Source organism: Streptomyces sp. NPDC086766, assembly GCF_044746005.1.
Lineage (GTDB): Bacteria > Actinomycetota > Actinomycetes > Streptomycetales > Streptomycetaceae > Streptomyces.
In genome coordinates this window covers 1-21,200 of the sequence record NZ_JBIVBI010000037.1, presented here as the reverse complement: position 1 = coordinate 21,200, position 21,200 = coordinate 1, and the positions used below count along the sequence as shown (strand labels likewise).

At 68.7% G+C, this 21,200-nt stretch carries 19 protein-coding genes and 6 pseudogenes; 5 read left to right on the top strand and 20 right to left on the bottom strand.

The annotated features are described in order from the left end of the window. Positions 1-271: 271 nt before the first annotated feature. The 15 genes and pseudogenes from ACIPM1_RS32805 to ACIPM1_RS32735 form a co-directional block, all read right to left on the bottom strand. Positions 272-457: a hypothetical protein gene (locus ACIPM1_RS32805; RefSeq protein ID WP_402440873.1), complete on the bottom strand. Its 186-nt coding sequence runs from the start codon at positions 455-457 to the stop codon at positions 272-274. A 67-nt stretch (positions 458-524) separates the two neighbouring features. Then, entirely contained in the window at positions 525-740 is a 216-nt protein-coding gene (locus tag ACIPM1_RS32800) for a hypothetical protein (RefSeq protein ID WP_402440871.1), read from the bottom strand. Between the two features lie 77 nt (positions 741-817). After that, positions 818-1,960 (bottom strand): ATP-grasp peptide maturase system methyltransferase, encoded by a 1,143-nt coding sequence (tgmC, locus tag ACIPM1_RS32795; protein ID WP_402440869.1) that lies wholly within the window; start codon positions 1,958-1,960, stop codon positions 818-820. After that, positions 1,957-2,928 carry an ATP-grasp ribosomal peptide maturase gene (tgmB, locus tag ACIPM1_RS32790; protein ID WP_402440867.1) on the bottom strand — a complete coding sequence of 324 codons (972 nt, stop codon included), beginning with the start codon at positions 2,926-2,928 and terminating at the stop codon, positions 1,957-1,959. The genes tgmC and tgmB overlap by 4 nt, the downstream gene beginning before the upstream one ends. Before the next feature lie 11 nt (positions 2,929-2,939). Further along, a complete protein-coding gene (tgmA, locus tag ACIPM1_RS32785; protein ID WP_402440865.1) occupies positions 2,940-3,218 on the bottom strand; it encodes a putative ATP-grasp-modified RiPP in 279 nt (92 codons plus the stop codon). Between the two features lie 211 nt (positions 3,219-3,429). Further along, positions 3,430-4,068 carry a hypothetical protein gene (locus ACIPM1_RS32780; RefSeq protein WP_402440863.1) on the bottom strand — a complete coding sequence of 213 codons (639 nt, stop codon included), beginning with the start codon at positions 4,066-4,068 and terminating at the stop codon, positions 3,430-3,432. Positions 4,069-4,153: 85 nt separating this feature from the next. After that, positions 4,154-4,306, bottom strand: coding sequence for a hypothetical protein (locus tag ACIPM1_RS32775; RefSeq protein ID WP_402440861.1), 153 nt, complete (start codon positions 4,304-4,306; stop codon positions 4,154-4,156). Positions 4,307-4,332: 26 nt separating this feature from the next. Beyond that, the gene (locus ACIPM1_RS32770) at positions 4,333-4,728 is read right to left on the bottom strand and encodes a recombinase family protein (protein WP_402440859.1); all 396 of its coding nucleotides are present in this window, start codon (positions 4,726-4,728) and stop codon (positions 4,333-4,335) included. A gap of 99 nt (positions 4,729-4,827) precedes the next feature. Next, on the bottom strand, positions 4,828-6,057 hold the full coding sequence (locus ACIPM1_RS32765) for a helix-turn-helix domain-containing protein (RefSeq protein ID WP_402440856.1): 1,230 nt from the start codon (positions 6,055-6,057) through the stop codon (positions 4,828-4,830). A 573-nt stretch (positions 6,058-6,630) separates the two neighbouring features. Next, positions 6,631-7,392 (bottom strand): annotated as a pseudogene (locus tag ACIPM1_RS32760) (metallophosphoesterase family protein). Positions 7,393-7,684: 292 nt separating this feature from the next. Beyond that, positions 7,685-9,222 (bottom strand): annotated as a pseudogene (locus ACIPM1_RS32755) (ISL3 family transposase). An 84-nt stretch (positions 9,223-9,306) separates the two neighbouring features. Continuing rightward, positions 9,307-10,596 (bottom strand): annotated as a pseudogene (locus tag ACIPM1_RS32750) (IS256 family transposase). Next, the gene (locus ACIPM1_RS32745; protein ID WP_402440854.1) at positions 10,586-10,897 is read right to left on the bottom strand and encodes a hypothetical protein; all 312 of its coding nucleotides are present in this window, start codon (positions 10,895-10,897) and stop codon (positions 10,586-10,588) included. Before ACIPM1_RS32745 ends, ACIPM1_RS32750 begins: the two are co-directional and overlap by 11 nt. Positions 10,898-10,927: 30 nt before the next feature. Then, positions 10,928-11,065 carry a hypothetical protein gene (locus ACIPM1_RS32740; protein ID WP_402440853.1) on the bottom strand — a complete coding sequence of 46 codons (138 nt, stop codon included), beginning with the start codon at positions 11,063-11,065 and terminating at the stop codon, positions 10,928-10,930. Positions 11,066-11,299: 234 nt separating this feature from the next. Next, entirely contained in the window at positions 11,300-12,235 is a 936-nt protein-coding gene (locus tag ACIPM1_RS32735; protein ID WP_402440851.1) for a helix-turn-helix domain-containing protein, read from the bottom strand. Between the two features lie 129 nt (positions 12,236-12,364). On the opposite strand from ACIPM1_RS32735, the gene ACIPM1_RS32730 reads away from it, so the two are divergent. Both ACIPM1_RS32730 and ACIPM1_RS32725 read left to right on the top strand, forming a co-directional pair. Further along, the gene (locus ACIPM1_RS32730; RefSeq protein WP_402440849.1) at positions 12,365-13,408 is read left to right on the top strand and encodes a saccharopine dehydrogenase family protein; all 1,044 of its coding nucleotides are present in this window, start codon (positions 12,365-12,367) and stop codon (positions 13,406-13,408) included. 216 nt (positions 13,409-13,624) lie between these two features. Continuing rightward, positions 13,625-14,332 (top strand): annotated as a pseudogene (locus ACIPM1_RS32725) (sigma factor-like helix-turn-helix DNA-binding protein); the annotation flags it as partial. Between the two features lie 881 nt (positions 14,333-15,213). On the opposite strand, the gene ACIPM1_RS32720 reads toward ACIPM1_RS32725, so the two are convergent. Next, a complete protein-coding gene (locus ACIPM1_RS32720; RefSeq protein WP_402440847.1) occupies positions 15,214-15,978 on the bottom strand; it encodes a transposase family protein in 765 nt (254 codons plus the stop codon). Positions 15,979-16,124: 146 nt separating this feature from the next. Here ACIPM1_RS32720 and ACIPM1_RS32715 point away from each other — a divergent pair. After that, positions 16,125-16,253: pseudogene (locus tag ACIPM1_RS32715) on the top strand (hemolysin III family protein); the annotation flags it as partial. Positions 16,254-16,306: 53 nt separating this feature from the next. Here ACIPM1_RS32715 and ACIPM1_RS32710 read toward each other — a convergent pair. Next, on the bottom strand, positions 16,307-16,486 hold the full coding sequence (locus tag ACIPM1_RS32710) for a hypothetical protein (protein ID WP_402440845.1): 180 nt from the start codon (positions 16,484-16,486) through the stop codon (positions 16,307-16,309). 77 nt (positions 16,487-16,563) lie between these two features. Between ACIPM1_RS32710 and ACIPM1_RS32705 the strand changes: the two genes are divergently transcribed. Further along, a complete protein-coding gene (locus ACIPM1_RS32705; protein ID WP_402440843.1) occupies positions 16,564-18,384 on the top strand; it encodes a hypothetical protein in 1,821 nt (606 codons plus the stop codon). 132 nt (positions 18,385-18,516) lie between these two features. Here the strand turns inward: ACIPM1_RS32705 and ACIPM1_RS32700 are convergent, their stop codons facing one another. The 3 genes from ACIPM1_RS32700 to ACIPM1_RS32690 all read right to left on the bottom strand — a co-directional run bounded on the left by ACIPM1_RS32700 (position 18,517) and on the right by ACIPM1_RS32690 (position 20,928). Beyond that, a complete protein-coding gene (locus ACIPM1_RS32700) occupies positions 18,517-19,317 on the bottom strand; it encodes an AAA family ATPase (protein ID WP_402440841.1) in 801 nt (266 codons plus the stop codon). After that, positions 19,314-19,976 carry a nicotinamide riboside transporter PnuC gene (pnuC, locus tag ACIPM1_RS32695; RefSeq protein WP_402440839.1) on the bottom strand — a complete coding sequence of 221 codons (663 nt, stop codon included), beginning with the start codon at positions 19,974-19,976 and terminating at the stop codon, positions 19,314-19,316. The genes ACIPM1_RS32700 and pnuC overlap by 4 nt, the downstream gene beginning before the upstream one ends. A gap of 313 nt (positions 19,977-20,289) precedes the next feature. Beyond that, on the bottom strand, positions 20,290-20,928 hold the full coding sequence (locus ACIPM1_RS32690) for a hypothetical protein (RefSeq protein ID WP_402440837.1): 639 nt from the start codon (positions 20,926-20,928) through the stop codon (positions 20,290-20,292). 48 nt (positions 20,929-20,976) lie between these two features. On the opposite strand from ACIPM1_RS32690, the pseudogene ACIPM1_RS32685 reads away from it, so the two are divergent. After that, a pseudogene (locus ACIPM1_RS32685) lies at positions 20,977-21,200 on the top strand (dienelactone hydrolase); the annotation flags it as partial.

Below are 21,200 nucleotides of genomic sequence, written 5' to 3'. Positions count from 1 at the left end.
AGGCCCGTGAACGTCTCCACCCACACCCGCTCGGCCCTCAACACCCCAGCCATACAACGGAGATGCCCAGTTCATGGCCTTCTGCAACACCCTTTTAGTGGTCATAGGCGGTCAGTGAGCGCAGGACGGGCTGTCCGCTCTGGTCGTTGTGCCAGATGGCGGTGGTCAGCGTGAGGATGCGCTGCAGGGCACCGGCGGCTTCTTGCCGTCATAAGGAAGCACCACCCTCCCGGACGGGGGCACCGGGAGGGTGGGGCAGCAGTGGGGGCGGTCAGACCTCGAGGTAGGCGACGATGACGACCGAGCCGAGGACGGTGACGTGGTAGATGACGCGGGCGGAGCCTTCGATGTACTCCCGCAGCGGCACGTGACCCGCACGTGACGGCCTCTCCTGCCCGATCCACGGGTCCAAGGAGATGGTCACCAGCGCCCGGTCCAGGCGCACCAGCTCGGCCACGCTCAGCTTGCGCAGAGCAGGCTCACACTCAGGGGTGAAGGCAATCTGCGCCCGCCGCGGCGAGTGCCTAGGCGACACAGGCATCCCCGCCGCCTCCGGTGACGTCGATGCCGTGCGTGGCGTACAGCTCCACGCGCAGCGTCTCCCAGTCACCCTTGAGGTCCACACCGTTCTCGGCCATGCCCCGAAGAGAGTCGGCCAGCATCTGCTCGCCCGCCTCCTCGGCCTGTGCGGCCTGCTCCAGGATCGCCGGCTTCTCCTGCTCGTCGAACTGCAGCCGCATGGGAGTCCCCTTCCGCGCTATGGCCGTGCTACCGGTACCGTACGCCGCCCGCTCGGGGTGTGTCCGCACCTCCCCGCTCATACCGGCAGCCTCCACGACGGTCCCCTCTCGTCGCCGATCCACACCGTCTGCGCCTCCGGTGTGATCGTCATGCCGAAACCCGACTGGTGGGGGGCGCCGGCCGTGTCCCACTCCGACAGGGCGTCCTCCACCCGGTCCCACAACGGGATAGGGCCGCGCTGGGTGACCTGCGTGCGGCCTTCACCGTCCACGCCGAAGTAGGCCAGGGAGCCGGTGGCGACGTCGGACAGCACCTGAACCTCCCCACCGCCGAGCCGCTCGGCGGACGGCGCGGCGAGCTGCGCCACCCACCGGCCCGTCCAGTCGTCCAGCTGCACGGGCGGCCACTCGGCGGTCGTGGCCTGGCCGGGCAGCAGAACCAGCGGCGGCCGCGGGGGCCTGCTGTGCGGGCGGGCCATCATGAACGAAGTGGTGCCGGGCAGGAACCGGCCGGTGGCGTGCCCGCGGCCGGTGACCGTCAGCTTCACCAGACCGTAGGCGCCCATCCACCCGCCGAGGGTGACCAGCACGGTCCCGCCGTCGCCGACCTGGTCCAGCCAGCCGTACGGGACGTGCCGCACCGCGCACGTGGCGATCAGCGCGTCGTAGTCGCCGTCGATGACCGTCGCGTCCAGGCCGTCACCGACGAGCAGGGTCGGCGCGTACCCGAGATGCTTCAACGCGGCGGCGGCCCGCTCGGCGTTGCCTCTATCGACCTCGACGGAGGTGACGTTGGCGTCGCCGAGCCGGTGGCAGCCCAGCGCCGTGGAGTAGCCGGTGCCGGTGCCGATCTCCAACACCCTCTGGCCGCTTCTCACGCCGAGCTGCTGCCACATGCGCAGCACCAGCGACGGCAGCGTCGACGACGATGTGGGGTCGCCGCCCGTGGGCGCGGCCACGTCGACCGCGCGCAGGTGCCCGTCGAGCTGGGTGATCAGGGTGGCGTCGTCGTACACGCCCTCCAGCCAGCCCTCGCATGCCGGCGTGACCGGCTTGTACAGGGTGGGGTGGGTGCCGGGCAGCACCCGCATGAACCCGTCGGGGACGAACACCTCGCGGGGCACGTCCCGCGCGGCGCGCTCCCACGCCGGGTCGTCGAGATCGCCGGACGCCTTGAGCCGGTCGGCCAAGGCGTCCCGCAGGGCTTGCGATGTCGTCACGAGAGACCTTTCTGCAGTTGGTCGGCCAGGGCCTGCGCGATCGGATCGCGGATCTCCTCGGGGAACCACGCCCACTGACCGTTGGGGTTGCACTCAAGGAACGTCCACTGGCCGTCGCCTGTGACGGCGAAGTCGAACGCCCCGTAGGTCAGGCCGAATTCGTGCAGGTACGCGCGGATGCCGCCGGCGACGCCGACGGGCACGGGCACGGCCGCGTAGTGGAGCTGGGAGTAGTCCTTGCGCCAGTCCAGGTGGCTGCCGTCGATGTCGATGCGCACCGCGAACAGCTTGTCAGCGACCGCCGTGAGCCGGACGTCGAACTCCTTGGGAACCTTCGCCTGGAACAGGTGCGGGCACACCTGCACGGCGTCGGTGACGTCGCCGGCGTCGACGACGGACACCCACACCGTCCGCGCCCGGCCCTCCTTGTCCGGGTAGGGGCTGGTCCACAGCGGCTTGTAGATCGCGCCGCCGGGCTGGGTGGCGCAGAACTCCCTGGCCGCTTGCGGGTCGGTGGTGATCAGTGTCGCCGGCGTGGCCAGGCCCACCTGGTGGGCCACCGTGAGCTGCGACGGCTTGTATTCGGCGGTGCGGTTGCGTAAGGGGTGGTTGAGGTAGAGGCAGCGGGGCAGGGCGGCGAGGACGCCGCCCATGCCCCACCGGAACTGGTGCACGGTCCAGTCCGCCGCCGCGCCTTCTAGGCCGGCGGGCGGGCTGTAGGCCGTGGGGCGACGACAGTACACCGACCGTACGTCGCCCAGTTCGATGCGGCGGGTCCCGGTGGTGATGTGACCCTGCATCCCGGCAGGCCCGAGCGTGGCCGCGACGGCGCCGCCGTCGCACACGTCCACGCCGGGGTCGAGCCGCGCCACCGGCACCGCGCGGGCGTTCAGGACGCGGATCACCACATCGGCGCTCTCGTCCAGAAGGTTCGTCACGACCAGCACGGGCCGGTGGCGCTTACTCACGTCAGCTCACCTCAGTCCTGGTCGTTGCTCTGGACGGAGTCGCTGTCGCTGCCGCCGCCCGGCGTGGAGCCGTCACCGGACGTCGACGTGGAGCTGGTGGAGCTGGTACTGGTGCCGTGCTTGCCCATCTCCACGGTCCGGCCGTTCTCGTCGACCAGGAGGGCGGTCTGCGTCTCCGGGTCGAGGACCGCGGTGAACGCCGGCACCGTCGCCGTGTCGGTGTAGTGGCCCAGGCGGCTGGCGCCCCAGGGCTCGCGGGTGGTGCCGGTCTGTGTCAGCTCAGCTGCCACGATGGTCTCCCCTTCAGGGTTGGTGTGCCGGTCGGCCGGGCGGCTGACCGGAGGCTTCGGGGGGCTCCCACCCCCTCCCACCTGCTCTCATTCAGGCACCCAGGTTGGGGTCAAGAACTTTTTCCACAAAACCGCAAGTCAGAGGGGGTGTCCCGGCCTGGTGGCGCAACGGGGGCGTAGCCACCAGGCCGGAGCTTCAACACAGCGCCGCTCACCCGGAAACGCGAGCGCCGGCCTCGGCACGCAGCTCGGGCAGCCCCACGACCGTCGCATCCATCAGCGACGCGGCGAGCCGGCCGCCGATCACCCACCGCGCGGCCGGATCACCCAACAGGACAACGTCCCGCCGGCCAGGAATCGGGGCATCCCGCTCGGAGAAGTACCGCTGCCCGTACACCGCGTCGACGACGGGCCGCCGGACCCGCACGGCCACAACCTTGCTCCGCAGGTGCGGGCACACATCGGCGGCCAGCGCCACACACGGCGAGCACACCGGCGGATGGGTGGTCATCTCCTGCTCGGGCCATCCCGGCTCACCCCGGTTGTCCTCCAGCAGCCACAACACACCCTGCTCGTCACGGTCCGCGGGGCCGCCGCACACCTGGCACAGCAGCCGACGCATACACCGGCGCTGCCGCGGCCCGTGCACCGTGCCGTACTCCGGGCGGCCCACGCCGGCCCGCAGCCCGAACGGCCGCCACAGCACACCGTCCGTGTCACGGGCGTGCCCCACCAGGCCAATCCCGCCCGGCCCGGCCAGCACGCGCGGCAGCGGAACGGTCTCGCTGCTCCAGGCGGCGATGTACGGGACGGGGTGGCCCTTGAATCTGAGCAGCTGTGGTGCCGTCATGTCTTCTCCACGGGTCGAAGAACGAGGGTGGGTTGAAGACGCCGGCCGTGCGCGGCAGGGGGTCACGCGCGCGGCCAGCGCCGGTCTACGCGCCGCCCGGTACGGGCGGCGGGTCCGGCTGGGTCAGCGGCGTGTCCGGCGTGCTCGCGCTCGTACCGGAGCGCGCGGTGTCGTCGTAGATGGTGATGCCGAGGAGGGTGAACGCGGCGAGGTGACCGGCTGCCAGAAGCCCAGTCACGGCGGGGCCTAACGGCTCCAGACGTCTCACGCGATCACCGGCCCGTCCGTCAGTCGGCCGGTGGAGACCGCGCTCAAGCGGATGGAGTCCCCGCCGACGGTCGCCAGCCACGCGCCCGCGCCGAGGACACGGCGGGCGAAGTCCTGCCGGTGGTCGGCGTCGTGGGACAGGCGGCCCCAGTCGAACACCAGGCACACCCGGTCCTCACCGGACGCCTCGTGCACCGCGTGGAGCAGCTCATCGAACTGCGGCCGGGCATCACTGGTGAGGGCGTCGTCGCCGTAGTCGACGAAGCGGCCGCCGTCCTGCCACCCCCGCTCGGTGACGTACTCGCCGAGCGCCGCGAGCCGCAGCTCCAGCGTCGCCCGGCTATCCGTCACGCAACGGTCGTAGATGTACGCCTTGGGTGGCGCGGTTCTCATGGGAAACCCCCTGGCCAGAAAGGTCCGTGACGCCTACTCACACGACCGTAATGACCAGGGGGTGACACAAGTGCTACAGAACGTAGGACTTGCGGGCGTTCAGACCACGCCGAGGCGGATGCCCAGCTCGACCAGCTCGCCACGTTTCTGCGTGCGGATCATCGTGCCCACGGTCTCCCGCACACCCGCGTGCATCCTTGTCGCCTGCGGCGCCAGCCGCTCCGCCCGCAGAAACGCACCCAGCGCCTGCTCACGCTGCCCGTTGTAGAAATGGGCGCGGCCGACGTCGATGAAGTGGTGGGAGTGCCGCTCCGGGCTGAACTGCTTGGGCAGCCGCACCCGGTCGGCCCGGTCGACGGCGACACGGCCCCGGCCGAGCTCCACCGGCAGACTCACACCCCAGATCGCCACGTTGGCCGGCCCGAACTGCAGCTGGTAGTCGTTGCGGTCGCTACCCAGCTCCTCCGCCTGGTCGCGGGCCTTCTCCCAGTGCTGCTCGGCCTGCTGCGGGTTCGCCGCACGCGCCGAGTTCAGTGCCGCTTTCAGGTGGAACGCGCCCCGCAGGGACACCACTTCCGGCCGCTGCTCGCGCACCGCACCCAGCTCGGTGAGCGCCCCGTCGATGATGGCGCCGGCCTCATCGTGCTCGCCGATCGCCAGGAACTCCCCGGAGTCGTACCACTGCGCGGCCAGCACCCGCAGCGGGTCCCCCGTCTCGCGCGCCGACCACAGCACCCGCTCCGTCGCCAGGGTGGCATCCGAGGTGTGGCCAAGCTTGTACAGGTACTGCATGGCGCACTCGTAGCCGGAGGCGAGCAGCCCGAACGCTTCCCGCCGCTGGTCGCCGCCCAGCACCTCGGCAGCAACCTGCAGGTCACGCAGCAGCGTCGGAAGGATCGAACCGGACTTCGCCAGCGCCGCCGCCTGCCGGAACGCGTTGGCCTCAGCGACACGGCGCCGCAGCTCTGGCAGGTCCACCGCGGCGACTTCATGCTCGGCCGGCCTGGTCGGGCGGCCGTGGCGCAGCAGCGCGCGGCGCACCCCGGCGACAGCAGCGACAGCGGCCTGCCCCTCGCTGTCGTTGGAGACGGGCATGTACGGCCCGCCAGTGATCTCGGTGGGATGACAGTCCAGGGCGCGGGCGAAAGCCAGAACTACAGCGGAGCGGTCCAGGCTGCGGCGCCCTTGTTCGTAGGCTCGCACGGTGGCGAGAGAGTACCCGGCTTCGGTGGCCAGGCGTTGCTGTGTCCAGCGGTGGCGCGCGCGGAGACGGGCGAGACGCTGCCCGTTGCTCTCCGTACTCCCCGCGGTGTCGGCGTAGTGGGGCATACTGGCTCCATTCCTAGCGTCCACTGGGAACGGTACCCCTGTCCGGCCGGCGGGAGACCAGCAAAGCCCCTTACGTCCCCGTGACGTGAGGGGCTTTCGCACACCCGATCAGGCCGGTGCGGTGACGTCCGGCCGCGCACCGAAGGCACGCCTGCAGCGCGGGCCCTCCCGTGCGCAATGCTGGGCTGCTGTGGGCGCACTCACGGCCCTGGCTTGGGGCGGCGGAGCCGGTGCCGTCCAGGACGAACGGCAGCCGCGGGCGTATTGCGGCGCCCCAGTAGGAGCCGCTGTGCGAGGGTTGGTTGAGGACGTCCGGCGGGTGTGGGCGCGCGGTCGGAGCGGCGGGCGCAGGCGCCGCAGGCCTTCGAGACCTATGGCGGATCGCTGCACCTCCTTTGAAGGCCCGCACTACTGAAGCCGGCGTCGTGGGCGTTGGAAATGCCCTTCAGCAGAGCGTCGGGGACGGTCTCGCTGTCGCCGAGGGGAGTGCGGGACCGGCCTTGGGGATGGGGAGGCGTCGTTGGTTGTGTTGTCGGTGTTCGGCTGCCCCGTGTTGGGGGTGGGGAGCGGATGTCACGGGGTGTGGTCGCGTCCGTCTCGTGAGGCGAAGGCGATGAGGGCGTCGGCGTCGGTCGCGCGGGCGTGGAGGAAGTGGTCGGCCCATGCGGTGATGTGGGGGTAGGTGGAGTTCTGGCTGAGCTGGGTGGTGGCGGCTTGGGGTCGAAGTGGGTGGTGCGGAGTTCGATGCCGGGGCCCAGGAGGGCCCAGTGTGCTCCGGTTGTGTTCGTAGGGCATGCCGATGCTGCCTGGGTTGATCACGAGTCGGCCGTGGGCGAGGCGGACGAACGGCATGTGGGTGTGGCCGCAGACCACGGTGCGGATGTCGGTGTCGAGTCCGTTGACGACGTCCTCCAGCGGTCGAGGCGGGAGTCGACGAGGACGACCTCCTCGTCGTCGCGGGGGGTGGCATGGCAGAACAGCACCTTTCCCAGGCCGTTCACGAGCAGGGAGAGTGATTGTGGAAGCGAGCTGAGAAGGTCGAGATGGTCTTCGCGGAGCTGTTCGGCTGCCCAGGGGGCGATCGGGTCGGGGATCGTCTCGCGTTGCCCCCGGCGGTATTCGAGGAGTTCGCGGTCGGTGTTGCCGCTGATCCAGATGACGCGGTTGCCGGGGCTGGTCAGCAAGTCGAGAACCTGGGCCGGTAGCGGGCCGGCGGTGATGTCGCCGGTGAGCACGATGTGGTTCGGCGGTGCTGACGTCTGGTTCGGCGAGTACTGCCTCCAGGGCCGGCAGGACTCCGTGAATGTCGGACAGGACGGCTACTCGGTTCAGCATCGTCACCACTGTGGGGTGGAGGCAGCCGGGTGGTGTGATCTTTCGCCCGGCGCGTAGCTCAGGGGGCCGGTCGAGTTGGTGTGGGCGTGGGCGGGTGAGAGGGACGCGGACCGGGGGGATGTCCTCGGTGGGGGCGCCGAGCATGGGCGGCGGCGGTCGACTGGAGCATCGGAGGCGGACGCGATGATGCCCGCTCCTCACCGAGCGGACGCGGGGTGTGGCTTCAGCAGTCCCTCCCGGGTCTGTCAAATGAACGGCCCTGTCTCACATTCGGTGGTGACGGAGCGTGCCGCTATCCGAGGAAGATGCGGTGGCGAAGAAGGGTGAAGCCTGCGCGTCCGTGCATCTGGCGCGCGATCCGCTTGGTCTTGGTGTTGACGCCCTCGGTGGGACCGTTGCTGTACGGAAGCGTGAGCGCGGCGATCACGGCGTCGCGGTCTCGTTCCAGGCCCCGGGTGAAGGCGTGCAGATGGGGCAGATCGGCTGCGCGGACCTGGACGATCCAGCGCAAGAGCCCGTCGGCGTTTCCTGCGCACGGCGTCAGGAGCTGAGTGAAGTTTTGGATGGCGGAGGCCAGTTGGGTCATCTCGGAGCATGCTGCGGTGAGCCGGGCCAGGAGGTCGTGGTGCTCGGTCTTGAGGTGGTCGGGCCTGGTGAGGATCATCCGGGAGAGTCGGCGCGGGGAGATGTGGCTGCGGTCGGCGTCCGCACGGCCCTGGTTGATGTATTTGTGCAGGAGGTTGAGGCAGCCGGTGAAGCCGAGGGCTTTGATCTCTTCGAAGAGGTGCTGGACGGGGACGGCGGGGTCCTCGGCCCGGCGTTTGCGCAGGTGCTCGCGGTAGGCGTCGACGAGGCCGGCACGGTACTTGGGGACGCGGAGCATCCGCTCGGGCCGGTCGGCACGCGCGTAGCGCTTGACGGTGTTCAGGGCCAACTGCAGGCGGCGGGCGCATTCGAGCAGACCCACGCCCTGGCCGAGCAGGCCGTGGACCTGGTGCCAGCGTTCCAGGGTCGTCTGGGCGCGGGGCCCGTCGTAGATCGGTGCGTCCAGCACGGCGGCCCAGCAGGTGCTGTGTGCCTTCACCTCGCTCAGAGCGGCTTCACACAGGTTGTGCCACAGATGCCACCGGTCCGCGACCTGCACGGCGTCGGGCAGGGCGCGGCGGATGGCCTCGGCGTAGGTCGCCGAGCCGTCACGGCACACGACCTCGACGCCCGGATGCTCGCGCAGCCAAGCTTCCAGCGTGTCGGCGGTGCGGTCGGGCAGAACGTCGATCCGCTTATGGCTCTCGGCATCGATCACCACGGTGGCATAGCGGTGCCGCCGGCGCAGAGCGAAGGCGTCGACGCCGATCACACGCGGCGTCCGCCCGGTGGGCAACGGGATGCGCAGCAGGGCGCGCAGGGCCGTGTGGCGCGACAGGCCCACCGCGAGTGTCGCCAGCAAACGTGATCCCGCCCGGCCCGCTAACTCTTTGACCACAGCCTTGACCTGCTTGGTCAGACGGGCGGTGCGGCGCTGGTAACGCTCCAGCACTCCGGGCATCTGCTCGCGGAAGGTTTGCCGGCAGCCGCGTGTGGGACACACAAAGCGCCGCACCCGCACACGGGGACCACCACCCGCCGGCCGTCGACCGGCACGTCGGCCACCGTCCGCAACTGATAGCCGTGGACCCGCCCCGACGACGCCCCACACACCGGACAGACCCCGCTGCCCTGCGGCGTCCGTGCCCGCACCACGATCCACTCGCCCTCGTCGGCAACATCCTCTATGACCAGCGGGGCAAGACCCGAAAACACCATCCGCACAGCCTCGTTGACATCCTTCATGCCAGTGTCAACGACCCTCACAACTCTCCGTCACCACCGAATGTGAGACAGGGCCAAACGAACGGTGTAATCAGGGTGGTTGGGTTACTGACGGGCGGCTGAGAGCCGGCCGTCGAAGGTGAGGTCGAAGGCGTTCAGTGCGGTCTTCCAGCGGCTGGTCCAGCGGGCCTGGCCCTTGCCGGTGGGGTCGAGCGACATGATGGCCATGTAGACGCACTTCAACGCGGCCTGCTCGTTCGGGAAGTGTCCGCGGGCCTTGACCGCCCGCCGGATCCTGGCGTTCACGGACTCGATCGCGTTGGTGGTGCAGACGATGCGGCGGATCTCGGTGTCGAATCGCAGGAACGGGGTGAACTCCTCCCACGCGTTCTCCCACAGCTTCACGATCGCCGGATACTTCCGGCCCCAGGCATCGGCGAACTCCGCGAACCGCTCGAGAGCGGCTTCCTCGGTCACGGCTGTGTAGACGGGCTTGAGAAGCTGTGCGATCTTGTCCCAGTCCTGGCGGGCGGCATAGCGGAAGGAGTTCCGCAGCAGGTGGACCACACAGGTCTGGACGACCGTGCGGGGCCAGACGGTCTCGACCGCGTCGGGCAGGCCCTTGAGGCCGTCGCAGACGAGCATGAGGACGTCGTTGACGCCGCGGTTCTTGATCTCGGTGAGGATGTGCATCCAGTGCTTGGCGCCCTCGCCGCCGTCGCCGGCCCACAGCCCGAGGATGTCGCGCCGGCCCTCGGTGGTGACGGCCAGTGCCACGTAGATCGGCCGGTTGGCCACCGCGCCGTCGCGGATCTTCACGTGGATGGCGTCGATGAAGACCACCGGATATACCGCGTCGAGCGGGCGGTTCTGCCACTCGGCCATGCCGTCCATGACCTTGTCGGTGATCGTCGAGATCGTCTGGCGGGAGACCTCGGCGCCATAGACCTCCGACAGGTGGGCCTGGACCTCGCCCCGTGGTCAAGCCCTTCGCGGACAGGGAGATGACCATCTCGTCCACGCCGGTCAGGCGCTTCTGCCGCTTCTTGACGATGTTCGGCTCGAACGATCCGTCGCGGTCTCGGGGCACGGATATCTCCACCGGCCCGACGTCCGTCAGGACGGTCTTGGCGCGGGTGCCGTTACGGCTGTTGCCGCCGTTCTTCCCGGCCGGATCATGTCATAGCCGAGGTGATCGGTGATCTCGCCCTCCAGGGCGGACTCCAGCAGCCGCTTCGTCAGCTGCTGCAGCAGCCCGCCTTCGCCGGTCAGCTGCAGGTTCTCGGCCTGGGCTCGGGACACCAGCTCGTCGATCAGCCGGTCGTCCACCGCCTTCGACGGCCTCGACTCAGACGGCTCGACAGCCTCGGCCTCGGCCACGTTCTCACTGGTCATCGATGCATCCTCCTTGATCGGGAGTTACACCGAACGATTTACAGTCCCCGTGGATGGGGTACATCCCTTGGATGTTGATCACGTCGTGGCCCTCGTGTCCCGGAAGGCCGACGTCGATGCCCAGGTAGTCGTCTCTGTCGAGGACCAGCGGCGCGAACACACAGAAGGCCGTCATCTCTGACTCGGGCACGATGCGCTCACCGAAGTTGATCGTGCTGCCGTAACTGAATGGGCAGGTTCCACGGAGCTGCTCGGCGAGGAAGCCCACGGCGTGGGCCCAGATCACGTTGGTCGAGTTCACGCTGAGGCAGAGTTCCGGCGAGCCGTGCTGTCAATCGGGATGCTCCGCCAGCGACAAGCCGTAGGTGAGCGTCGTGAGAAGCCCGTCCGGCAGGTTGTCGTAAACGATCTCCGTCACGCCCCGCAGCCCCTGCTTGGTCGACTCGACAGGGAAGAAGCGGGGCTCCATCCTCCGGAAAGTCGATCAAGATGGGCGAGGTACTTCGCAAACGCGACTGGCCATGTGTCCAGCCTGCACGATCGCTCACCGGCGCACGCCACCGGGGCCGTCACCAGTCACGCTCCGCAACAGGTCCACAGAAGTTGTGCCAGAACCCGAGTTTGGGCAGCGGTTGTTCAGCACTTCGGACAGCACCGTGCCGCGGCCCGGTTCGATTGCCTGGTGGGGCCTTGGGACTACTCCTCAGGGGCGGAAGGTGCGGCGGTAGGTGGCGGGTGGGACGCCGACGCTGCGGTGGAAGTGTCGGCGCAGGGTGGTGGCGGTGCCCATGCCAGTGGCCACGGCGATGGTGTCCACGGTGGCGTTGGTGGTCTCAAGCAGTTCCTGGGCGTGGCGGATGCGCTGGGTGTGGAGCCACTGCAGTGGCGTGGTCCCGGTGAGGTGCTTGAAGTGGCGGCCGAGGTTGCGTGAGCTCATGCGGGCCTGGCGGGCGAGATCCTCTACGGTGAGCGGCTGGTCCAGTCGCTCCAGCGCCCAGGGGAAGAGCTCGCCCAGAGGGTGGTTCCCCGGGGCGGGTACGGGGGTTGCGATGAACTGGGCCTGGCCGCCGTCGCGGTGCGGCGGGATGACGAGACGGCGGGCGATCTTGTTGGCGATGGCCGAGCCGTGGTCGAGGCGGACCAGATGCAGGCACAGGTCCATGGCGGCGGCCTTGCCCGCGGAGGTGAGGACGTCACCGTTGTCGACGTAGAGGACGTCTGGATCGACGGTGGCCGCTGGGTGGCGCCGGGCCAGTTCCCGCGTGTGGGCCCAGTGTGTGGTAGCGCGTCTGCCGTCGAGCAGTCCTGCCGCGCCCAGGACGAAGGCGCCCGTGCACAGTGAGGCCACGCGGGCGCCGACCGTGTGAGCGGCGCGCACTGCCTCGACCAGCTCGGCGGGTGGTTCGCGATCCGTGTCGGCCCAGCCGGGGACGATCACCGTGTCCGCGTGCGCGAGGTGGTCGAGTCCGTGGTCGGGTTCCACACGGAGGCGGTCGACGCGCACCGGACCGTTTCCACAGAGGGAGAAGTCGTACCAGGGGTCGAGGATGTGGGTCAGGTCGGCTCCGAAGACCTCGATAGCCACGGACAGTTCGTAGTGGAGCATGCCGTCGGTGACGGCCAGCGCGACAGCGGGCATGTCCGAAACTGTACGTGGCATGTCGTTTCCGACGCTCGTGCGGAGTGCTGCTCCGAGGACAGGATGAGGGTGTCAAGCCGCTGCGGATCGACATCGCAGCGGGTGTTCGAGTGCACGGGGAGCCATCTCATGGGGTCAGCTCAGCTGGTGACGGTGTTCGGCGCGTACGGTCACACCGGGCGGTTCGTGGTTGCGGAGCTGGCCGCGCGTGGGTTCGTCCCGGTGCCGTCCGGACGCAACGCGCAGGCTTTGGAGGAACTCGCCGGCGAGCACGGGCTGCAGGCCCGTGTGGCGTCGGTCGAGGACCCGGCCTCCCTGGACCGGGCCCTGGCGGGAACGGCGGCGGTCATCAACTGCGCCGGCCCCTTCGCTTCGACCGCCGGCCCCGTGATCGAGGCCGCGCTGCGCGCGGGGATCCCGTACCTGGACGTGGCCGCCGAACTCGAGGCAAACCTCGACACCTTCGTCCACTACTCCAAGCGGGCCCGGGACGCGGGAGCGGTGATCGTCCCGGCCATGGCCTTCTTCGGCGGTCTCGGCGACCTGCTGGCCACCACGGCGATGGGCGACTGGACCGAAGCCGACGAGGCACACATCGCCTACGCGCTCAGCAGCTGGCACCCCACCGCCGGCACCCGGCTCTCGGGCGCGGTCTCCCGCGAGCGGCGCGGCGCCAACCGCCTGCGCTACAGCGGCGGACAGTGGGAGCACCGTACCGACGCCGCACCCACCCTGGAGTGGAGCTTCCCGGATCCGATGGGACCCCGGCCGGTGATCGGAGAGTTCACGATGGCGGACGTCGTCACCGTCCCCCAGCACCTGTCCATCCCCGACGTGACCACCTACATGACCGCCGAGGCGGTCCGCGACGTCGCCGCCGCCCATACGCCAGCCCCGACCGCCGCCGACAAGAGCGGGCGCTCGGACCAGACCTTCCTCGTCGACGTGGTCGTGCGCTCGCACGGATCCGAACGCCGGGCCACGGCCAGCGGACGGGACATTTACGCCGTCACCGCGCCCCTTGTCACGGAGGCCCTCGAACGCGTCCTGACCGGCCACATCAAGACCCTCGGCGTTGCCTCCGCCGGCGAGATCTTCGACGCCTCAGACTTCCTGCACGCGCTCGCCCCGCACATCGCACTCGACCTGCACCCGCAGAAGCAGACCGCCTGACATCACTCATCCGCCCGACCGTCAGGGCACGCCCTCGGCGAGCCATGACGACATAGGCTGGTGGTGGCGGTGCTCATCGGAGGTTTTCCCATCGGGGTTGGGGGGAGTGGAGGGGAAGTGGTGGTGGGGTGTCTGCCCCAGGCTTGACCTGTCCAGGGTGGGGGCCTGGGGCGGGCAGCGGCGAGCCCCGAGCCGGGCCGCAGCCGGACAGCGCCCCTCGGCGGCTGGCTGACCACCGTGGTCGGCCGCATCAGCCTCGATGTCCTGCGGTCGGGCCGGATGCGCCCAGCAGTCTCCTTCGACGACCAGCTACCCGAATTCACCGTGACGCTCGACGACGCTCCTGCTCCGGAAGACCTCGTGACACTCGGGGGCTCCGTCGGCCTCGCGCTTCTCACGGTCCTCGACTCGCTGCGCCCTGACGAACGGTTGGCGTTCGTGCTGCACGACGTGTTCGCCGTGCCCTTCGCGGAGATCGGCACCATTCTCGGCAAATCCGCCGACGCGACCAAAATGCTCGCCAGCCGCGCCCGCAGGAGAATACAAGCCGCCCAGCAGCCGGCAAGCGCCGGGCGACAACAACACGAGGTGGTCCAAGCCTTCCTGGCCGCGGCCCGCGACGGTCAGTTCGAGCAGCTGCTGCAGGTCCTCCACCCCGAAGTGAAGTTCACCGTCCACACCCCGAACGGCACGTTCGTCACGCTCGGAGCCACTGAAGTCGCCACCCGCGCGCGAGTGGCCGGCAGCGTGGCACGAGGACATGCGGCGACCGTCAATGGCCGCCCCGGCGTCATCTCCTGGAGCAAGGAGGGCGCCCCGCTCTCCCGTCTCGCCTTCACCGTCGCCGACGGCCACATGACCGAGATCACCGCCGTGGTCGACCCGGCCAAACTCGCGCTCATGGACCTGCCGGACCCGGTGTAACTCCCTACCGGCGAAAGCCGCGCAATTCGAAGTGGTCCACGCCTGATCCCGCAGAGACGTTGAACTTAGCCTCTGAGAAAACCTCAGTGGCTGGCGTATTCGATGTCGAGGTAGAAGCAGAGCCGGAAGGGGAGCCGTGGGTGCCGCCAGGAGAGAAGTGGGCCGGAGCGTTCTCGAATTGTGCTGAGGCGCGAGCCCACGGCCATGTCCCGGTTCGGAAGGGTGGAAGGGCTACGTGCCGTGGCTCGACGCCGACGGCGTTGGTTGCGATAACCCGCACCTTTAAAGATCTCTAGTGAAATTTGCCCCATTTTACGCCCGCCGATTGCAATGGCGCCAGCTTCCGATCTAAGCACCTCATTGGCGGCACTTTACCCATGGTGAAACATCGGCACGCGTCAGCAGCGCCGAGGATGACTACTGGTCACGACGTGACCACGTACGCAATGATCGCAGCGATCGCGGCAAGAGCCGCCAAAGCCTTGAGTCGGTCCCCTACTGGCTTCCCAAGGCGACCCTGTCTGTCGACTACGAGTTCTGCCATCGACAGGCCAATCGTGAGCCCCAGAAGAAATAGCGATACCTTGCTCATTTTCCCCATCCGCTGAGATGGTCGACCGGTGAGGTGTCCAGCGCCACCTCACCGGTCGACTACTTGACCCCGTTCAGGGCTATTCGGCGAGTACGACCCGTCGAATTGCTGTGGCTAGTACCCGAGGGTCCTATGCCAGTATTCGTGGCCTACGCTTTCCCACGCCCGATGCCAATAGGCTCTCCCGGCAAGCCAGCGCCCCCTCCAGAAGAGCCCCAATGGATACCCCATCATGGCACCAGCAAAGGCACTGGCAACGTGCGACCTGTATCCGCTCATTGAACCGTTTTCATCCTGAGTATGTGCAGGTCAGCAGGGTGTGGACGGCTTGGACTGCCGTGCCGACGCGGCGGGTGGAACAGCGGGCTCGCCGCAGGAGCCGCCACGTCTTGAGCTGGGCGAAGGCGCGCTCGCCGGGGGCACGGAGTCGGGCGTGGTCGCGGTTGAACTGCTGGTAGTGCTCGGGTTGTTCGCTGTGGTGGTAGTACGGGCTGCGGAAGGTGGCGCCGGCACCCTGGTAGGCGCGGTCCGCGAGCACGAGGATCTGCCGGGTGAGGCAGGCTTGGACGATGCCGTGAGCGCGGGCCGCAGTCAGGTCGTGGGGGCGGCCCGGGGTTGCACGGGAGAACCACAGCGGGGTGCCGTCCGGACGCGCGACGACCTGGACGTTCATGCCGTGCTTCCGGTGTTTCTGGGAGTAGTATGGCTCGTCCGCGGCGACGCGGTCGATGGGGATGAGCGTTCCGTTGACGATGACGGAGTTCCCTTCGCCCAGGCCGACGAGAGCCTCCTGCAGGCCGGGCGCCCAGGAGGCCAGGACCTCGAGGGTCTCGTCCACGTACCGCCAGGCGGTCGCGGTGGAGATCCCGAATCCCGCCGCGAGCTGGGGCAGCGTCTCGTTCTTGCGCAGATGCACCAGCGCCAGCAGGGCCTGCTGGAAGCAGCCCAGCTTGCGCCACCGCGTGCCGCGTTCACACCTTCGGGCATAGATGAGCCACGAGACATGCTCGACCAGCTCATGAGGGACGTCGAGCGTGGCACGATACGGGACCAAGCGAGGCTCCTCGGACGAAGCGTGGTGCGTAGAGAACACCACCGCAACGACCAGGAGCCTCGCCTCGTCACACCACCCCGTTGACCTGCACCATCACCCCTGCAGGACAGGATGAAAACGGTTCACTGAGCGCGGGCGTCGTACTCATGTGCCTGGCCGGTACTCAGCAGGCGGTCCTGGCCTGCACCGTGTACTCGATCACCGCCTGGCTGCTGTTCGCGACGAGCGCCGTCTACCACCGCGGCACCTGGGGACCGCTCGGCGAGGCTCTTCTGGGAACTGCCTCTCGCCGTCAGCGGAGCCTGGCGGGAGGAGCTCCCACTGACTGTCAGCTGGTCTGGCGGATCGAGGCGCCCACGAGGATGCCATCGGCCACGGTGTAGTTGCCGGCATACGTCTTGAGCGTGCCGTCGGTTTGGGTGGCATACAGGACGGCGTGGACGTGGGAGGCTCCGAATGCGCTGATGGTGCCCAGGGTGATGCTCTGGGTGGTGTTGAAGCCGGCCACCGACCGGTCGTAGGTCGTCCCGTGATGTTCGAGCTTTTCGGACTGAACCGCAGGGCGCCGAGCCGTAGACTTCGGCAGTGAACGCCGACGACGTCTGGCCGTTGCGCGCCCCGCGGGGAGGAGATCGCATGCAGGACCCTTCGGACTCGACGGAGATCGCCGAGCCTGAGGAGAATGGCCAGAGCAATACCGCCGACTCACCTGTGGTGGACGATCCGACACCCGACTCGGACATCGGCTCAACGACACCATCGACGGTCCTGGCGGAGGTGCTCCCAGGGGTTGCTGTCGTCTTCGGTGAGGTCCCGACGGAACTCAAGCCCGATCTGCTCGACTTCGGGCTCGTGCCAGCGGCCGACCGCAAGCGCATCTCCACAGTCCTCGCCTCGATCGGGAACGCGGCGACCGTGGCCGGCCAGCTCACAAACGCATTCGCCAGCGCACAGGGGCTCTACAGGATCAGCGACGCGACACAGGCTCTACTGAGGGCCGGCGCGACGCTCGCCGTCAAGGACGGCGCGAACCTCGGAACGGTGATCTCCTCCAGCCGCTTCATCGCTCAGGCCCGCTTCGTCCCCGTGGCTGAGGTGAGCGCGGTGCAGGGCGCGGCTTCCATCGGGCCGACGCTGGCCATGATCGGCCTTCAGATGCAGTTGAGCGAGGTCACGGGCCTTGTCAGGACCAACATCGCGCTGACAAGCCAGGTACTGACCACCATCCGCAACGAGCAGTGGGCCGAACTGACGGGCCTCGTCGCCACCGTCGATCGCGCAGTCGACCACGCCCGAGAAGTCGAGTCGGTCCCCACCACCTTGTGGCACAAGGTCGCGGACAAGGAGGCGGACCTGGGCAAGCAGCTGGAGCTGTACCGCCTCAACGTCCGCGACCACATCGGGCAGATCCATGAGCTCAACCTACGTGGCCGCCGTGAGTATCTCCAGACGAACGCCGCGGCGATCTTCTTCGACGCCAACGCCCTGCTGTCTTCCCTCAAGGCATGGACCGGTTATCAAGCGCTCCACGCCGCGCGGGCGCGCGCCGCTGGACCCGACGACACCGGCGAGACGCGGCTCGTCGACATCATTGCGCGCGACACTCGCGCAGAGCTCGACTCCGCTCTCGCCGAGACGACGAGCCTCGTCGACTCGCTGACGCGGGAGCTACGAATCATCGCCGAGCTGCCCGGACGCGACACACTGCCGCTGTCGGGGAAGCGGAGGGACTCCAACGCAGCCCGCCAATTCTCCGCCCGTCTTCTGGAGGCGATCGAGCCTCTTGCCAACGCTCTCCATCCGCCAGCCCCTCCACTCGAGGCTCCGGGCGTCGTCTGCGCACCCAAATCGCTGGCTCCCGAGCCGTTCCTTCGCATCCTGCGGTGGTTCCTCGAGGACGGTGAGACCCTACGTGTTCTCGGCTTCCCCGAGCAGCTCGATGCCCCTGATCCCATTTCTGCGATCCTCGGGGGAGCGAAGGAGATGTTCACGGCAGCGTGGGACAAGGCCCCGGCCAAGACACTGGTCGCCGTCACGGATCGACGCATCATCACGGCCAAGACGAACGCCTTCCTTGAGCAAGGCGAGATCGGTCAAGTTGTCCCGATCGACCAGGTGCGATACGTCCGAGCAGCAACCACACAGGACAAAAGCGCGCGCTCGGCGATCGACCTCATCACGCGCGACGAGAATATCCGGTGGCACTTCCACGCTGACATCGACAACACCCACGTGGACGCGCTCGCTGCCGTGCTTGCCGAGTCGATGACGATTCCGGACAGCGAACGCGATGAGCTTCAACGGCGTCGCTACGCCCCCATCGAGGCTGGCAGGAAGGGCGAGAGCACCGACACGAGGTCTACGGAATCGACTGGATCCGAGCCCACGACCTGCGCTGCCGAATAGGCCTCGAGCCGATTGACGAGGGGCCGCCCCGACCGCACGTACCGAGCCTGGTCACGTACGGCGGTAGGCATGGGTGCCAGTTGCAGGCACGTTCAATGGAGCGAGTGAGCAGCTTTCCCGCGTGATCGATGCTCACTCGCTCCACATGGGCACATGTGTGCGGCCGACCGGCGCGGACATCGACGCCACCTCGCGGATCACGTCCGCACCTGGCTCCGGCAAGCCCCGAAACGCCCGCTCATCGGCAGTGGGCTCCGCAAAGCCACGGCGGGCGGCCAGCGCGCGGGCCACCGCGAGTTTGGCGACGGTCAATTCGCGCCCGTACTCGGGAACCCACCGGGTCAGCGAATGCGGACCGCCACGGGTATGCAGTGCCTCCGCCAGGTCGCGGGCGAGCGTGGTGGTGCCGGTGGACTCGGCGCCGAGGACCACCACCCGCCGGGCGAACCAGGCCCGCACCGGCGGCTCCAGGGCGTCCCAGCGGCCCACCGGGTCGCTGCGGACCGCGGTGGCGGAGACCGCGAAAGTCTCTCGGGTGGCGTCCAGGCGGACGTCCGCCGCGTTGAACCGGCGCGCCAGTTCGGCGCCGTACGGCTCTGAGGTGAACACTGCGTCCACCGGGACGGCCGCATGCGCTTCGGCGGCCACCGCCTCACGCATCAGGGCGACGTGCCCTGCCCAGACGCTGTCGCTGTTGTAGTCCACCGGGAGGTTGTCGACGATGCCGGCGATGGCCACCTGGGGTCGATCCGCGTACGCCTCGCGCAGCCAGTCGACCCGGTTGGCCAGCGGTATCGACTCCGCGTCGGCTGCCATCACCACGACCGTGACGCGACGGCAGCTGTCCGCCGCAGTCCGCACCAGGAAGTGATGACCGGCGTGAGGGGGGTAGAACTTGCCGATGACCAGTCCGTGGTCGAAGGCGGCCGTCATGCGTGCACCAGGTCCGCTGCCGTGGACCGGCCGGCGGCCAGCTCCCGGTGCCAGTTGCGCGCTCCAAGCAGGCACATCGTCAGGAAGAGCACGTAGACGATGCCAGTCAGGTAGAGCACCTTGGCGAAGTACAGCGGGATGTAGACCACGTCCGCGGCGATCCAGAAGTACCAGTTCTCAAAGGACTTGGTGTTGAGCAGCCACTGGGCGGCCAGCGACAGCGCGGTGGTCAGGGCGTCCCAGAACGGTGCGATGTCCTGGGCGCGGGTCAACACCACGGTCAGGCCCCAGGTCGCGGGTACGGCGAGCAGCAGCAAGACGACGACGGTGCGCGCGGCGGCATGGCCCATCAGGCGGGCGGAGCGGCGCTCGCCGCCGCGCAGCCAGGTCCACCAGCCGACGGCTGCCAGCATCAGGTACACGACCTGCAGCACGGCGTCGGCGTACAGTCGGGCGCTCCAGAACAGAACCAGGAAGAACAGGTTATTGGCGATGCCGACGGGAAAGTTGGCGATCCTCGCCCTGACGGTCAGCCAGACGCAGGCCGCACCCGTGGCGAAGCCGAGCAGCTCCGCCCAGGTCACCGCATCGCGGCCGAAGCCGAACAGCACGGTGTTCAAGGGCGCGACGATATTGCCCAGGACTTCGCTGATGGCCATGCAGAGCTCCTTGCCCGGTAAATGTCAGCATGACGATAAATGGTGTGGCGGTCGCATGCCAAGACCCTTCCGACGGATCCACTCACCACCTGGCAGCTTGATGTTGAAGTTGCCGCGTGAGTGGTCGAGGCTTCCACCTCCTGCGAACCGCTCCAGCAGGTCCACTACTGCACGCCAGTCCGCATCCGGCCAGATCCCGTTGAGGCTCGTCTCTGGCGTAGACGTACGTGACTAGCGCAGCGCAGACCGATTTCGGCGAGCCAGGCGAGCATTGCTGTGCAACGGTTGCCCGGCCCGGGGAGGCGCAGGGGCCTTACCCCTCCTCCCGGGCCATCTGCACCGCCATCCCCGACTGTTTCACGGCCTCATAGACCTCCAGGGCCGCACTGGACGTCAACGCGGCGTCCACCAGCACCGCCCCACGGGACAGGGCCGGGGTGAGATCCTCCTGCCGCGCCGCGGCCATGACCGCTACACCCGGCAGGGCCAGCAGCCGGTCACGGGCCTCAGCCCAGACCCCTGTCCGGGCCCGCCCCACGTCATCGACGCACACCACGATCCGGTTCTCGTCCGAAGGCCGGCCCCGCTGTACATGCCGGACCAGCAACTCAACATCGTCTGCGGTCTCCACCCGCAGCACCTGCAGCAGCCGGGGGCCGGCCTCGACCAGACGGGCACAGCGCCACAGCAGCGCCGACTTCCCGCTCCCGCTGGGGCCGGTGATGACGACATGGCCTCGCTCCGCGAGGCCCTGGAGGACTTCCTGGCACTCGTGCGGACGCACCACGTCGAGCCCGGCGGCGATGTGGCCGGGCCCCACGCTGACACCCGCGTAGAAGATGCGCGCATCCTCCGCGGAGGCGGCCAGGAAGTTCAACGGCGCGCAAACCCCCGCGCGAAGCGCCTCCTCGAGGGACTCAACGCTCACCTCCTGCAGCAGCTGTGCGGCCATCGCGTCCAGGTCGTTGACCGTGCGGATTTCTGCCGTGTCGAAGGGTGGGTGCGGGACGCGGGGTTCACCGTGTACGTCCCCTCGCTGTTCGGCCTCGATGGGGCCTACCCCACGGCCGAGGACGGGGAGAAGGTCGTCCGCCGCGCGTGCGTCAGCGCCGAGTTCCGTGCGTTCGCGGGGGAGGGCACCAGCCCCGTCACCGCGTGGCTGCGCGGCCTCGCGCGGCAGGCGCACGGCGAGTGCGGCGGACCGGGAGTCGGCGCGATCGGTCT

What these genes read in the sequence shown, in the direction of transcription:
- ACIPM1_RS32800 (WP_402440871.1), bottom strand. Translation starts at nt 740, where the DNA reads ATGCGGCTGCAGTTCGACGAGCAGGAGAAGCCGGCGATCCTGGAGCAG.
- ACIPM1_RS32780 (WP_402440863.1), bottom strand. Translation starts at nt 4,068, where the DNA reads ATGACGGCACCACAGCTGCTCAGATTCAAGGGCCACCCCGTCCCGTAC.
- ACIPM1_RS32770 (WP_402440859.1), bottom strand. Translation starts at nt 4,728, where the DNA reads ATGAGAACCGCGCCACCCAAGGCGTACATCTACGACCGTTGCGTGACG.
- ACIPM1_RS32765 (WP_402440856.1), bottom strand. Translation starts at nt 6,057, where the DNA reads ATGCCCCACTACGCCGACACCGCGGGGAGTACGGAGAGCAACGGGCAG.
- ACIPM1_RS32740 (WP_402440853.1), bottom strand. Translation starts at nt 11,065, where the DNA reads ATGGAGCCCCGCTTCTTCCCTGTCGAGTCGACCAAGCAGGGGCTGCGG.
- ACIPM1_RS32735 (WP_402440851.1), bottom strand. Translation starts at nt 12,235, where the DNA reads ATGCCCGCTGTCGCGCTGGCCGTCACCGACGGCATGCTCCACTACGAA.
- ACIPM1_RS32730 (WP_402440849.1), top strand. Translation starts at nt 12,365, where the DNA reads ATGGGGTCAGCTCAGCTGGTGACGGTGTTCGGCGCGTACGGTCACACC.
- ACIPM1_RS32700 (WP_402440841.1), bottom strand. Translation starts at nt 19,317, where the DNA reads ATGACGGCCGCCTTCGACCACGGACTGGTCATCGGCAAGTTCTACCCC.
- pnuC (WP_402440839.1), bottom strand. Translation starts at nt 19,976, where the DNA reads ATGGCCATCAGCGAAGTCCTGGGCAATATCGTCGCGCCCTTGAACACC.
- ACIPM1_RS32690 (WP_402440837.1), bottom strand. Translation starts at nt 20,928, where the DNA reads ATGGCCGCACAGCTGCTGCAGGAGGTGAGCGTTGAGTCCCTCGAGGAG.